The following is a 13677-nucleotide window of genomic DNA, read 5'->3' as shown; positions in this document are numbered from 1 at the left end:
ATAGCGAGCGTGAACCACCCGATCCCATGCCGAACTCGGAAGTGAAACCGCTTAGCGCCGATGGTAGTGTGGAGTTTCTCCATGTGAGAGTAGGTCATCGTCAGGCACTTATCCCGAACCGCCCCTGCAGCCTTGCTGCAGGGGCGGTTCTCTTTGTGTTCAGGAAAGTGTTGCGCAGGAAGAGTCGTGTGCGAGACAGAAGCTGCGCTGAGCAAAGAATGCTGAGTAGAGTGAGCTTGCGCTGAGAGCAGTGCTCTAAGAGCGCCCAGGATCAATTGAGAAAGCCCGGCCCTCTCAGGAGTCGGGCTTTTTGCGTTCAATGTGCAAATACGGCACTGAGAGATAGACAGCATGAGGTGCCAGGCAAAATGCCGTAGTCTCTGAGCACGACTCTTCGGTGACGGACTGGGCAATGGATGAGCTGATGTTGGTGGGCGTCATGATGGCGTTGCTGGTACTGGGTGGTTCCTTGATGGGGTGGCTCAGCATGCTGCGCATCAAGGCGCTGGAGCAGCGACTACGCGACATGGAGGTCAGGCTTGCTCGCGAGCTTCCTGCTCATGGCGCTCCGGTTATGCACACCCCCTTGCGAGAAGGGGGTGTGGACAAATCGTCTGGCGAAGTGCCACCCCAGGAGGGGCTGGCAGCATTCGGTGCAACACCACCGATCAGCGACTCGCGAGCCGCTGGATCATCCAGTGGGGGCCGCTCTCTGTCCTACCGGCTGCTTCAGCGTTTGTTGCATGGCGCTGCCTCCAGTCGTTCAGGCGAGGTGGGGCAGGGCGCAGACCCCGCAAGCAAGACATCAGAAGTGCTGCCGGGGGGGATGTCACGTCTGCTGACGCTGCTCCAGGAACACTGGATGATTCTTGTGGGTGCCTTGTCTCTGGTGATGGCAGGCATCCTGCTCGTTGGGTACTCCCTTGAGCAGGGCTTGCTGGGGCCGGGGGTACGGATGGCGTTGGGACTCGGGTTCGGCCTGAGCATGACGGTATTGGCTGAGTGGATGAGGTTGCGTACATCCCAATCATCGAGTTTGACAGGCGCCGTCAGTGGTGCCGGTAGTCTGGTGCTCGCGGCGAGTCTGTTGGCTGGTCACTTTCTGCTTTCACTGATGTCCATGCCGGTTACCTTCGCACTGTTGGCAGCCTTGAGCCTATGGATGCTGGAGCGTGCGCGGCACCACGGGCCGTGGCTGGCAGCATTGGGCATGTTGGGTGGATACGCCCTGCCCTTGGCACTGCCCATTCACCAGCAATGGCAGGAGGCCTCAACCTTGCTGTTGCTGGGGCATGTGGGTGTGATCGCGGCGGCGTGTCGGGTGCTGTATCGGCAGGTTGCGGTGAGCTGGTTGTATTGGGGCGGTCTGGTGGGGGCACTCACCTGGTGGTTGCTGTTGATGCCCTTCGGCCTCTCCTCTGGCACGACATTGCTGGTGGGGCTGTTGTCTTGGGGGAGTGGTGCCTGGCTGGCAGTGCTGGCGCTGGGTTATCTGTGGGAGCGGGATCCATTCACTGGCGCCACAGAAAAGAATGGGCGACAAGCGAAGGCCTCACTTGCGGTCTGGTTACCTTGGCGTGCATCTATTGAGCTGCGTCGGCACTGGCTAGCCGGGGGGCTTGTCTCAGTGAGCGTCGTGCTGGGGCTCTGGCTGCCCTGGCTGGGCAGTCTCGTGCATGGCGTCTCCTTTGACTCATTGGTGGCGCCTTCCGATGTGGCCGGCTCCGGTGTGTCCTTGTGGCAGCGGGGTTGGCTGGCAAGTCTTTTGCCGATGCTGGTGATTGCCTGGTCTAGTCGGCGCCATGCAGTGCTGTGGTCGATGGTCGTTGCCGGCAACGGGCTCTGGCTGCTGGTGTGGGGGCTTGCTTTGACGGCATCGCATTCGAGCAGCGTGATGTTCAGTCCGTTGATATTGAGTGTCGGTCTGTTGTCGCTGGCGCGTTGGCGGCCGCATCATGATGCGGGTGAGGGAGCAGAGAGGCCGCTTGAAGCCTGTTGGTGGGCATTGGCGACCATGGTGCCGCTGCTGGCGTGGGCTCTGGCCCTCTGGCAGGGCGTCATGCCATGGTCGACCGAGGCGAGCGATGCAGAGAGGCTGATCAACACAGGGTTGCCGCCATTGATCTGGGGGCTGGTGTGCTGGGCAGGTGCCATGCGTTTTCAGGCCCGTGAAGGTGTTCAGCTTGCCGCTGGGCTGTGGCTGCCCGCGCAGGCCGGGATATTCCTTGCCCTGGTGGCAGTGCTGGAGGGGCCATCGCTGACCCTGGCGCTGGCTCTGCAACTATTGGGTTTGACCGTTTGTGAATGGCGCTGGTATCGCGAGGGCCATATCGCGGGGCGCTCCGTGTTTGCTGAACTGTCACGCTTGCTGGCGTGGGGCGTCGTGGTTCGCTTGATGTGTGGCGTAGCGAATGACAGCTATGCCGATATCGCGCACTGGCCACTGCAGATATTCCTGCCGGTGCTGGCATGTGTCGCTCTCAACAGTTATGGCATGCGCCATCGCATGCATGTCCAGCGCTGGTTGGAAGGGGTCGTGATACAGCTGGCGCTTGCCACGACCGTGCTGGAGGTTCGCTACCTGCTGACGGATGGTCAGCCTTTCACGGGGCACCTTTCATTCCCGGAGCTGTCCGTGCAGGTGCTGGCACTTGGTGGTGTGGCGGCGGGCTATGCCTGGCGTGCCAGCGGCTTGGTCCAGAATGTCGCCTTGTATCGCACATTGGCCTATGGCGTTGGAGGGCTGGCAGCAGTCATCTGGGTTGCGGGTGTCGTATTGGCGTACAACCCGCTTTGGCAGGGGGCTGATGTGGGCCGCTGGCCGCTGGTGAATTGGCTGCTGCCTGCCTATGGTATACCAGCATTGGGGGCGGCTCTGGTCTGGCACCTTGCGGGGGCCGGCACGCGACTGCGTCACCTTTGCGAGGTGGCGGGGCTGCTGGCGCTTGGGTTGTGGGTCGGACTCAGTCTGCGCCATGTCTGGCATGGACATGCGCTGGAGTTCTGGCACGGGGTCGAACAGGCTGAGCTCTATGCCTACAGCATTGCACTGTTGATCGTTTCCGCCGGTCTCGTGATCAGTGGCGCGAGAATGGTGCAGACGCATTGGCAGCGAGTGGGGCAGGGGTTGCTGGTGGTGACAGTTCTCAAGGTGGGAGTCTGGGATACCGCCACCCTTGAGGGGCTGTGGCGAGTAGGTTCATGGTTGGGGCTGGGCAGTGTCCTGATGCTGCTTTCCGCCTTGTTCAACCGCCTGGCGGGGGCGGGAAAGCGCGCCGGGGAGCGGGATTGACGAAAAGAGCGCTATCTTTGGTCGTTGTTCTTGGCTCGCAAGCCCATGAATCCGATAGAATGTGCGCTTTTGCACAGGGGCAGGCCTCCGCATGACCATCCGTGATCTCATTCGTCTACTTGGAGATGGTGGCTACCACTCCGGAGAGGCCCTGGGCGAAGAGCTCGGGGTGTCGCGTACGGCGGTCTGGAAGCAGCTCAAGAAACTTGAGGCGCTCGACATTCCGCTGGAAGCCATCAAGGGGCTTGGCTATCGACTGGCCAACCCCATCGAGTTGCTCGATGGTCAACAGATCATCGAGGCGCTGCCGCGCGAGACTCGCAAGCATCTGACGCGCCTGTTCGTCGAGGAGTCGGTGGACTCGACCAATACCTTCATCCGCGAGCGCTTTCGACAGGGAGCCGGCCATGCCGAGGTCTGTCTGGCTGAGGTGCAATCGGCCGGGCGTGGCCGTCGTGGGCGTGAGTGGGAGACTCCCTGGGGGCGCAGCCTGGTCTTCTCGCTTGGCTGGCGTTTCGAATCAGGCGCCGCATCGCTTGAGGGTTTGAGTCTGGCGATCGGCGTGGCGGTGGCGGAGGTGCTGGAGGCCGATGGCCTGCCCGCGCGCCTCAAGTGGCCCAACGATGTCCTGCTGCAGATACAGAAGGATCAACCCAAGATCGCCGGCATTCTGGTCGAGGTCACAGGTGATGTGTCCGGCCCCTGTGATGTCGTCATCGGTATCGGCATGAATATCGAGTTGCCGGCGTCCCGACGCGAGGCGATCACTCAACCGGTGGCTGCGGTACGTGACATCATTCCCGGTGCTTCGCGCAATCGCTATGCCGCGCGTCTGATGGAGTCGTTGCTGGCGCTGTTGCCTGAGTTCGAGTCGCAGGGCTTTGCCGGATGGCAGGCGCGCTGGAATGAGCGTAATGCCTTCAAGGGGCGTAATGTGGTGGTTCTGCGCGGAGACAGACGAGAAGAAGCCGTGGCAGAAGGTGTCGATATCAATGGAAATCTCGAGGTGCGCATGAATGGCGAAACCATCACTCTCGCCGGTGGCGAGATCAGTCTGCGCGCCGTCTCATGATTCTGGATCTTGATATCGGTAATACCTTGTCGAAGTGGCGTCTCAAGGACACCGTTTCCAGCGAGATCCGCTCACGCGGCGCCGTCTGGACGCGAGAGGAATGGCGGCCGGGCGAGGACATTCCTGACCTGGATGTCGTCACGGCCGTGCGTATCTCCAGCGTGGCGCGCAAGCAGGTGCTGGATGAGACGGTGGAATTGCTGCGCAAGCAGGTCGGCGTCGTGCATGTCGCGCACTCGACGCGGGAGGCGCTGGGCGTCACCTGCGGCTATGAAGAACCGCAACGCCTGGGCGTCGATCGCTGGTTGGGCGCGCTCGCCGGCCATCATCTTACCGGGGGGTGTTGCAGTGTCGATTGCGGTAGTGCGATCACGGTGGATTTCGTGCTGCCGGGAGGCAAGCATCTTGGGGGCTATATTCTCCCGGGTCTGCGCTTGATGAAGGAAAGCCTCAAGCTGGGCACACGCAATGTGGCCATCGACCCGGATACCGAAGTGGATACGCTGCTGGCGCCGGGGCGCAATACCGTGGAAGCCGTGAATCATGGCATCTACATGGCGGCTGTCAGCGCGGTCAATCGCCTCTATGCCGAGGTCTGCGATCGTGAAGGGGTAGCCTTGCCGCTGCTGCTGACCGGCGGTGACGCGCGGGTAGTGGCGCGCGGTCTGCGGGTGCCGCATGCGCTGTGGCCGGATATGGTGTACGCAGGACTGGAGGCGCTGCATCCATTGACCGCTGCCGAACGGGCAGGGCGCCTGTCAGGAGCGCCCGACCAGCCGCGAGTGCCTGATCTAGAAAAACTTCGCTCAGGGCTTGCGCTCACCCAGATGCTTTGACATACTACGTCCCGTTCTGAGGCGATACATTCCCTCAAGCGCTTGAAGTAGAATGAAATCAAGCACTTGACAGCGTATCCCAAGCGACGTAAGATTCGTCGTCACAGATGGTGGGGTTCCCGAGTGGCCAAAGGGAGCAGACTGTAAATCTGCCGCGAAAGCTTCGAAGGTTCGAATCCTTCCCCCACCACCAGATTCGCTTATGATGCTGCGTGCATCAGGGCAGCAAGAGTTGGAAAGCGGGCATAGTTTAATGGTAGAACCTCAGCCTTCCAAGCTGATGACGCGGGTTCGATTCCCGCTGCCCGCTCCAGTTCATCTCGCCAGTCGAGATTGCGCAAAGGTTTTGCTCGTGTAGCTCAGGGGTAGAGCACACCCTTGGTAAGGGTGAGGTCGGCGGTTCAAATCCGCCCACGAGCTCCATACAACGGAAAGGCGAGTCGTGGTTTGGCTCGTCTTTTTCGTTTCCGACGACCTCCCAGGTCGCGGTCAAAGATAAGGCTTGTCAGTTTGGGTTGTCTCGGCTATGATGGCGCCCGCTGTTCATTCAGCCTTGTTTTTAGTCTCTGGAACACGCAAGTGTTACAGGCCAGTAGCTCAATTGGCAGAGCAGCGGTCTCCAAAACCGCAGGTTGGGGGTTCGATTCCCTCCTGGCCTGCCATCCTTCCCCAGGATGGTATTCGACTTCTTACCGATTCTCGATTCTAGCGATCGCTGCACCCTTGAGGAGTCTCTTTGATGAAACAGAACGCCGAGGTGCAGGAAGCGCGCCACGACGGGTTCAAGTGGTCGGTCGTTGTCATTCTTCTTGTGCTGGCTGTTGCTGGCAACGCCTATTTTGCTGACCAAGCGCTGCTTTATCGCGTGCTTGGCGTCGTCGTGCTTGGTGTTGCCGCGGCTGCTCTGGCGATCACGACCAACAAAGGCCGTGATGTTGTCGAGCTGGCAAGTAGTGCGCGCCGCGAGATCCAGCGCGTCGTTTGGCCGACCCGACAGGAAACTGTCCAGACAACTGCCATCGTGCTGGGTGCCGTGCTTATCGTGGGCCTGTTGCTATGGCTCATCGATACCACCCTCGGCTGGCTGATGTCCGGCATCGTCAGTTAACGGAGTTTCCATGTCCAAGCGTTGGTATGTCATACACGCCTATTCCGGTTTCGAAAAGCAGGTCATGCGTTCGCTCAACGAGCGTGTGAAGCTTTACGCCATGGAAGATCATTTCGGTGAGATTCTCGTGCCGGTCGAAGAAATCGTCGAAATGCGTGACGGCAAGCGCCGCAAGAGCGAGCGCAAGTTCTACCCGGGCTACGTGCTGGTCGAGATGGACATGAATGATGAGTCCTGGCACCTGGTGAATGAAACCCCGCGCGTCATGGGTTTCATTGGCGGAACCCCGGAGAAGCCGGCGGCGATTACCCAGAAGGAAGCCGACGCCATGCTGCGTCGCGTTCAGGACGGTACCGACAAGCCGCGACCGAAGACTCTCTTCGAGCCGGGTGAGACGGTGCGTGTCACTGATGGCCCGTTCGCCGACTTCAATGGTGTCGTTGAAGAAGTGAATTACGAAAAGAGCCGTCTGCAGGTCAGCGTGCTGATCTTCGGGCGTGCCACGCCGGTAGAGCTCGAGTTCTCCCAGGTCGAGAAGGACTGATCCTCGGGTCACTCTTCTGCCTGTTTGAATACGAGCATCACGGCAACACGACGGGTCGCCTGAGGCGGCCCGGTTTTACGGGGAGCCGCAAGGCGCTACCACCCATACTGGAGTCCTATCATGGCCAAGAAAGTACAGGCTTACATCAAGCTGCAGGTCGCAGCCGGTAAAGCTAACCCGAGCCCGCCCGTGGGTCCTGCCCTCGGTCAGCACGGTGTCAACATCATGGAGTTCTGTAAAGCGTTCAACGCCGCTACCCAGAACGTCGAGCCGGGTCTCCCGACTCCCGTGGTCATCACTGTCTACTCCGACCGTAGCTTCACTTTCGTCACCAAGACGCCGCCTGCGGCCGTCCTGCTGCTGAAAGCTGCCGGTCTGAAGTCCGGTTCTGGTGAGCCGAACAAGAAGAAAGTCGGCACCGTGACTCGCGCTCAACTGGAAGAGATCGCGACCACCAAGGAACCGGATCTGACAGCTTCCAACCTGGACGCTGCTGTTCGCACCATCGCCGGTACTGCCCGTAGCATGGGCCTGAACGTGGAGGGTCTTTGATCATGGCCAAGATTTCAAAGCGCGCCCAGGCGATCAACGCGAAAGTTGAATCCGGCAAGGTCTATAGCGTCGAAGAAGCTGTCGCACTGCTGTCCGAGCTGTCCACCGTCAAGTTCAAGGAGACCATCGAAGTCTCTCTGAACCTGGGTGTTGATCCGCGTAAATCCGATCAGGTCGTTCGCGGCGCTACCGTAATGCCGAATGGCACCGGTAATGAAGTGCGCGTCGCTGTCTTCACCCAGGGCGCCAACGCTGAAGCAGCGAAGGAAGCCGGTGCAGACGTGGTCGGCATGGACGAGCTGGCAGAACAGGTCAAGAAGGGCGTGATGGACTTCGACGTCGTCATCGCTTCTCCGGATGCCATGCGCGTTGTCGGTCAGTTGGGCCAGATCCTCGGTCCGCGCGGCCTGATGCCGAACCCGAAGGTTGGCACCGTGACGCCTGACGTCGCGACTGCCGTGAAGAATGCCAAGGCTGGTCAGGTGCGTTTCCGTACTGACAAGAACGGCATCATTCACGCCGGTATCGGCAAGATCGACTTCAGTGCAGACTCCATTCAGGGTAACATTGACGCCCTGGTGGCCGAAGTCAAGAAGCTGAAGCCGAGCACTTCCAAGGGTGTCTACCTGAAGAAGATCACCCTGTCCAGCACCATGGGTCCGGGTCTGACTGTCGATCACGCCAAGTACGCGTAAGGCAGTCTCAGAATGTTTCACTTTGCGGTCCCCGTGCTCAGCCGCGGGGCGCCGTCAAAGACCGCAGGCGCTGGCCTTGTCATCTCGGTGGCGGGGCCGGCTTAATCGCGCCGCGATGCTTGCATTGCGCGTAGCCTGCGCAGATGGTGTCCCAGCCTTGCTGGTGGCAGCCATCCTCCAAGACTCTCCCGCGCAGTTCTGGTGAGAGAGATGGTAAACCACTGGGGAATTCGTTCCCCGGCACGAAATGGAGTCAACACCGTGGCTTTAGGTCTCGAAGACAAGAAGGCAATTGTTGCTGAGGTCAGCGAAACCGCCAAGGGTGCTCTCTCCGTAGTCGCTGCCGACTCTCGTGGTGTGACTGTTGGTGCAATGACCGAATTGCGCAAACAGTGCCGCGAAGCGGGCGTCCAGCTGCGTGTTGTTCGCAACACTCTGGCTCGTCGCGCGCTGTCCGGTACCTCTTATGAGGTACTGAGCGAGTCCTTCGTCGGCCCGACTCTGCTTGCATTCTCCATGGAACACCCGGGCGCTGGCGCTCGTCTGTTCAAGGAATTTGCCAAGAAGGTCGAGGCGTTCGAAGTCAAGGCATTGGCCTACGAAGGCGAGTTCATCCCGGCGGCGAATATCGACCGTCTGGCATCTCTGCCGACCCGCGATGAAGCACTGTCCAAGCTGCTGTCTGTCATGAAGGAAGCTTCTGCAGGCAAGCTGGTCCGTACTATCGCAGCACTGCGCGATCAGAAGGAAGCCGAAGCCGCCGCGTAAGCAGCGCTTTGACCTCCTGGCTGTCTCGTGCAGCCTGAATCGATTTCCGTTTGACCGAGCATCTTTGCTCCGCAAAGTTTAGGATTGCTAAAATGGCACTGACCAAAGAAGACATCATCAACGCCGTCGCTGACATGACCGTCATGGAAGTGGCTGAGCTGATCGAAGCAATGGAAGAGAAGTTCGGCGTTTCCGCCGCTGCCGCCGTCGTCGCTGGCCCGGCCGCTGCTGGTGAAGCCGCTGAAGAACAGACTGAGTTCGACATCGTTCTGACTGCCGCCGGTGACAAGAAAGTCAACGTCATCAAGGCTGTTCGTGAACTGACTGGCCTGGGCCTGAAAGAAGCCAAGGCAGCTGTCGACGGCGCTCCGGCCACCCTGAAGGAAGGTGTGAGCAAGGAAGACGCTGAAGAAGCGAAGAAGAAGCTGGAAGAAGCTGGCGCGTCCGTGGAACTCAAGTAACTCGTGTTCCAGGCTACGCACGCTGCGTAAGCTTCCTGGCTGGTGGCGGACTCCGCCACCAGCCTTTTTCTGTTGCAAGACGAATTATGACGGCGAGCCAGCCCGCAAGGGAGGCTTGCCGTCCGCGCCTGATGGACATCGCCGCGCCATCAGGGATGAGCCGACCACGCATCGGTCACCCAAGGTGAACAAGCTGGGGAATACAGATGGCTTACTCATACACTGAGAAAAAACGCATCCGCAAGGATTTTGGCAAACTGCCCCAAGTGATGGATGTGCCTTACCTGCTGGCCATCCAGCTTGATTCCTACCACGACTTTCTCCAGCAGGACAGGGCGCCAGAACAGCGCCTGGAAGTCGGCCTTCATGCTGCCTTCAAGTCCGTGTTCCCGATTGCCAGTTTCTCTGGCAACGCAGCGCTCGAGTATGTCAGCTACCGCTTCGGTACGCCGGCGTTCGACGTCAAGGAATGTCAGCTGCGCGGAGTCACTTACTCTGCCCCGCTGCGCGTGAAAGTGCGCCTGATGATCTATGACAAGGAATCGTCAAACAAGGCGATCAAGGACATCAAGGAGCAGGAAGTCTACATGGGGGAAATCCCCCTGATGACAGAGAACGGTACCTTCGTCATCAATGGTACCGAGCGTGTCATCGTGTCACAGCTGCATCGCTCGCCGGGTGTGTTCTTCGACCACGACAAGGGAAAGAGCCACTCGTCCGGCAAGCTGCTGTACTCCGCACGTGTGATTCCTTACCGCGGTTCCTGGCTGGACTTCGAGTTTGATCCGAAGGATAACGTCTACGTCCGTATCGACCGTCGTCGCAAGCTGCCGGCTTCCGTTCTGCTGCGTGCCATGGGCATGACCAGCGAAGAGATTCTCGGCACTTTCTTCGACACCACGATGTACCACATCGAGCGCAGCGGCTTCTCCGTTGAGCTGGTGCCGGCACGTCTGCGTGGCGAGACCGCCGCATTCGACATCAAGGATGCCGACGGTAGCGTGATCGTGGAGGAAGGTCGTCGCATTACACAGAAGCACGTCCGTCAGATGGAAGCCTCCGGCCTCGAGCGTCTCGAAGTGCCGATGGAGTACCTGTACGGCAAGGTGCTGGCCAAGGATCAGATCGATCCGGCCACTGGTGAGCTGGTCTGCGAGAGCAACAGCGAGATCACTCCTGAGCTGCTGGAGAAGATGGCGCAGGCCAAGATCACCCAGTTCGAGGTCATCTACACCAACGACCTGGATTGCGGCCCGTTCATGTCCGATACCCTGAAGCTGGATACCACGCGTAACCAGCTCGAGGCATTGGTCGAGATCTACCGCATGATGCGTCCGGGCGAGCCGCCCACCAAGGATGCAGCAGAGTCTCTGTTCCAGAACCTGTTCTTCAGCGAAGACCGCTACGACCTGTCGGGCGTGGGTCGCATGAAGTTCAACCGTCGCCTGCGTCGCGAAAGCGATACCGGTAGCGGCGTGCTCGATCAGGACGATATCCTGACCGTCATGAAGGAGCTGATCGGCATCCGTAACGGCAATGGCGATGTCGATGACATCGACCACCTGGGCAACCGTCGCATTCGCTCTGTGGGCGAAATGGCGGAAAACCAGTTCCGTGTCGGTCTTGTCCGTGTCGAGCGTGCGGTCAAGGAGCGTCTGTCCATGGCCGAGAGCGAAGGCCTGATGCCGCAGGATCTCATCAATGCCAAGCCGGTTGCGGCGGCGGTGAAGGAATTCTTCGGTTCCAGCCAGCTTTCCCAGTTCATGGACCAGAACAATCCGCTGTCCGAAGTGACGCACAAGCGCCGTGTCTCCGCGCTTGGTCCGGGTGGTCTGACTCGTGAGCGCGCCGGCTTCGAAGTTCGTGACGTTCACGCCACGCACTACGGCCGTCTGTGCCCGATCGAGACGCCGGAAGGCCCGAACATCGGTCTGATCAACTCGCTGGCGACCTACTCCAAGACCAACAGCTATGGCTTCCTCGAGACGCCGTACCGCAAGGTCGTGGATTGTCAGGTCACCGACGATGTCGTCGATCTGTCCGCGATCGAGGAAGGCGATTTCATCATCGCCCAGGCCTCCGCGACCGTCGACGAGAACGGCCGCCTGGTCGACGACCTGGTCCAGGTTCGTCACCGTGGCGAGACCACCTTCATGGCGCCGGAAAAGGTCACCATGATGGACGTGTCTCCGCGTCAGGTCGTCTCCGTCGCTGCCGCACTGATCCCGTTCCTTGAGCACGATGATGCCAACCGCGCCTTGATGGGTGCGAACATGCAGCGTCAGGCCGTTCCGACCCTGAAGGCTGACAAGCCGCTGGTCGGTACCGGTATGGAGCGCTTCGTGGCGCGTGACTCCGGCGTCTGTGCCGTGGCACGTCGTGGCGGCGTCATCGATTCCGTCGATGCCAAGCGCATCGTCGTACGTGTGCGGGAAGAAGAGATCATCGGCGGTGAAGCCGGCGTTGATATCTACAACCTGACCAAGTACGTGCGCTCGAACCAGAATACCTGTCAGAACCAGCGCCCGATCGTGCGTCCTGGCGATGAAGTCGCCATCGGCGACATCCTGGCCGACGGCCCGTCCGTCGACATGGGGGATCTGGCCCTGGGTCAGAACATGCGTCTGGCGTTCATGCCCTGGAATGGCTTCAACTTCGAGGATTCCATCCTGTTCTCGGAGCGTGTGGTGCAGGAAGATCGCTTCACCACCATCCACATCCAGGAACTGACCTGTGTCGCGCGTGACACCAAACTCGGGCCGGAAGAAATCACTTCCGATATCCCGAATGTCGGCGAATCCGCACTCTCCAAGCTGGATGAGTCCGGTGTCGTCTACATCGGTGCCGAGCTGAACCCGGGCGACATCCTGGTCGGCAAGGTCACGCCGAAGGGCGAGACCCAGCTGACGCCGGAAGAGAAGCTGTTGCGTGCCATCTTCGGCGAGAAGGCGTCCGACGTTAAGGATACCTCTCTGCGTGCCCCGACCGGCATGAAGGCTACCGTCATCGACGTTCAGGTTTTCACCCGTGACGGCGTCGAGAAGGATCAGCGCGCGCTCTCCATCGAGCAGATGCAGCTGGCCGAGGTCCGCAAGGACCTGCAGGAAACCTACCGCATCGCGGAAGAGGCGACCTTCGAGCGTATGCAGCGCAACCTGGTCGGTCAGGCCGTCAACGGTGGTCCGAAGCTCAAGAAGGGTGACGTGCTGACCGATGACTACCTGGAAGCACTGCCGCGCCAGGAGTGGTTCAAGCTGCGTCTGCAGGACGAGTCTCTCAACGAACTGCTGGCTCAGGCCGATGAGCAGCTCGAGATCCGTCGTCGCGAGATGGACGAGCGCTTCGAAGACAAGAAGCGCAAGCTCACCCAGGGTGATGATCTGGCACCGGGCGTGCTCAAGATCGTCAAGGTCTACGTCGCCGTGAAGCGTCGTATCCAGCCGGGTGACAAGATGGCCGGTCGTCACGGTAACAAGGGTGTCATCTCCGCGATCATGCCGGTCGAAGACATGCCGTTCGATGGCAATGGCGAGTCGGTTGACGTCGTGCTGAACCCGCTGGGTGTCCCGTCGCGCATGAACGTCGGTCAGATCCTCGAGACCCACCTCGGCATGGCCGCGCGGGGTCTGGGCGTGAAGATCGAGCACATGCTGCGCGAAGAGCGCGCCGAGCAGGTCAAGCAGATCCGCGAGTTCCTCGACAAGGTGTACAACACCGTCGGTGGCCGCCAGGAAGACCTCTCCGTGCTCAGTGATGACGAGGTCATCACCCTGGCGCACAACCTGAAGAAGGGCGTGCCGATGGCAACGCCGGTCTTCGATGGTGCCAAGGAGCATGAGATCAAGCAGTTGCTCACGCTGGCCGATATCCCTGATTCCGGCCAGATGGACCTCTACGATGGCCGCACCGGCGAGAAGTTCGATCGCAAGGTGACCGTCGGTTACATGTACATGCTCAAGCTCAACCACCTGGTGGATGACAAGATGCATGCGCGTTCGACCGGCTCCTACTCCCTCGTCACGCAGCAGCCGCTGGGTGGTAAGGCGCAGTTCGGTGGTCAGCGCTTCGGTGAGATGGAGGTCTGGGCCCTCGAGGCGTACGGCGCTGCCTACACCCTCCAGGAGATGCTCACGGTCAAGTCCGATGACGTGGAAGGCCGTACCAAGATGTACAAGAGCATCGTAGATGGCGATCACACCATGCAGGCGGGCATGCCCGAATCCTTCAACGTGCTGGTGAAGGAAATCCGCTCGCTGGGTATCGACATGGAGCTGGAAGGCTGACGCCGAAAAGCCACAAGTATTGACGGTCCGCAAAGCCTGGTGTCAGCAGCCAGGCTTTGCCCATGA

General features: G+C 60.1%; 10 protein-coding genes, 4 tRNA genes and 1 rRNA gene. All 15 read left to right on the top strand.

The features are described from left to right. A 5S ribosomal RNA gene (gene rrf, locus NH396_RS15555) occupies positions 1-106 on the top strand; the annotation flags it as partial. Between the two features lie 291 nt (positions 107-397). Further along, the gene (locus NH396_RS15550) at positions 398-3292 is read left to right on the top strand and encodes a DUF2339 domain-containing protein (protein WP_253064745.1); all 2895 of its coding nucleotides are present in this window, start codon (positions 398-400) and stop codon (positions 3290-3292) included. Between the two features lie 91 nt (positions 3293-3383). Beyond that, entirely contained in the window at positions 3384-4364 is a 981-nt protein-coding gene (locus tag NH396_RS15545) for a biotin--[acetyl-CoA-carboxylase] ligase (protein WP_176678193.1), read from the top strand. After that, positions 4361-5200: a type III pantothenate kinase gene (locus NH396_RS15540; RefSeq protein WP_176678192.1), complete on the top strand. Its 840-nt coding sequence runs from the start codon at positions 4361-4363 to the stop codon at positions 5198-5200. Before NH396_RS15545 ends, NH396_RS15540 begins: the two co-directional genes overlap by 4 nt. Before the next feature lie 109 nt (positions 5201-5309). After that, a tRNA-Tyr gene (locus tag NH396_RS15535) sits at positions 5310-5393 on the top strand. Between the two features lie 46 nt (positions 5394-5439). Further along, positions 5440-5513, top strand: a tRNA-Gly gene (locus NH396_RS15530). Between the two features lie 35 nt (positions 5514-5548). Continuing rightward, positions 5549-5623: transfer RNA gene (locus tag NH396_RS15525), tRNA-Thr, on the top strand. Between the two features lie 163 nt (positions 5624-5786). After that, positions 5787-5862: transfer RNA gene (locus tag NH396_RS15520), tRNA-Trp, on the top strand. Between the two features lie 77 nt (positions 5863-5939). After that, positions 5940-6308 carry a preprotein translocase subunit SecE gene (gene secE / locus NH396_RS15515; RefSeq protein WP_043334897.1) on the top strand — a complete coding sequence of 123 codons (369 nt, stop codon included), beginning with the start codon at positions 5940-5942 and terminating at the stop codon, positions 6306-6308. A 10-nt stretch (positions 6309-6318) separates the two neighbouring features. After that, the gene (gene nusG, locus NH396_RS15510; protein WP_176678191.1) at positions 6319-6852 is read left to right on the top strand and encodes a transcription termination/antitermination protein NusG; all 534 of its coding nucleotides are present in this window, start codon (positions 6319-6321) and stop codon (positions 6850-6852) included. A 120-nt stretch (positions 6853-6972) separates the two neighbouring features. After that, entirely contained in the window at positions 6973-7404 is a 432-nt protein-coding gene (gene rplK, locus NH396_RS15505) for a 50S ribosomal protein L11 (protein ID WP_043334893.1), read from the top strand. Positions 7405-7406: 2 nt separating this feature from the next. Continuing rightward, on the top strand, positions 7407-8099 hold the full coding sequence (gene rplA, locus NH396_RS15500; protein WP_176678190.1) for a 50S ribosomal protein L1: 693 nt from the start codon (positions 7407-7409) through the stop codon (positions 8097-8099). A gap of 261 nt (positions 8100-8360) precedes the next feature. Then, positions 8361-8867, top strand: a complete 507-nt coding sequence (gene rplJ, locus NH396_RS15495) for a 50S ribosomal protein L10 (RefSeq protein ID WP_176678502.1) — start codon at positions 8361-8363, stop codon at positions 8865-8867. 92 nt (positions 8868-8959) lie between these two features. Beyond that, positions 8960-9328, top strand: coding sequence for a 50S ribosomal protein L7/L12 (gene rplL / locus NH396_RS15490; RefSeq protein ID WP_043334886.1), 369 nt, complete (start codon positions 8960-8962; stop codon positions 9326-9328). A 206-nt stretch (positions 9329-9534) separates the two neighbouring features. Beyond that, positions 9535-13611, top strand: a complete 4077-nt coding sequence (gene rpoB, locus NH396_RS15485) for a DNA-directed RNA polymerase subunit beta (protein WP_176678189.1) — start codon at positions 9535-9537, stop codon at positions 13609-13611. Positions 13612-13677: the final 66 nt, after the last annotated feature.

Origin of the sequence: Cobetia sp. Dlab-2-AX, from assembly GCF_024124625.1 — a bacterium.
In the GTDB taxonomy this organism is placed as follows: Bacteria; Pseudomonadota; Gammaproteobacteria; order Pseudomonadales; family Halomonadaceae; genus Cobetia.
This window is presented reverse-complemented; position numbering and strand designations above follow the sequence as displayed.

Excerpts from the sequence above, each read along its gene's own strand:
- NH396_RS15545 (WP_176678193.1), top strand. The coding sequence starts at position 3,384 with ATGACCATCCGTGATCTCATTCGTCTACTTGGAGATGGTGGCTACCAC.
- NH396_RS15540 (WP_176678192.1), top strand. The coding sequence starts at position 4,361 with ATGATTCTGGATCTTGATATCGGTAATACCTTGTCGAAGTGGCGTCTC.
- secE (WP_043334897.1), top strand. The coding sequence starts at position 5,940 with ATGAAACAGAACGCCGAGGTGCAGGAAGCGCGCCACGACGGGTTCAAG.
- nusG (WP_176678191.1), top strand. The coding sequence starts at position 6,319 with ATGTCCAAGCGTTGGTATGTCATACACGCCTATTCCGGTTTCGAAAAG.
- rplK (WP_043334893.1), top strand. The coding sequence starts at position 6,973 with ATGGCCAAGAAAGTACAGGCTTACATCAAGCTGCAGGTCGCAGCCGGT.
- rplA (WP_176678190.1), top strand. The coding sequence starts at position 7,407 with ATGGCCAAGATTTCAAAGCGCGCCCAGGCGATCAACGCGAAAGTTGAA.
- rplL (WP_043334886.1), top strand. The coding sequence starts at position 8,960 with ATGGCACTGACCAAAGAAGACATCATCAACGCCGTCGCTGACATGACC.
- rpoB (WP_176678189.1), top strand. The coding sequence starts at position 9,535 with ATGGCTTACTCATACACTGAGAAAAAACGCATCCGCAAGGATTTTGGC.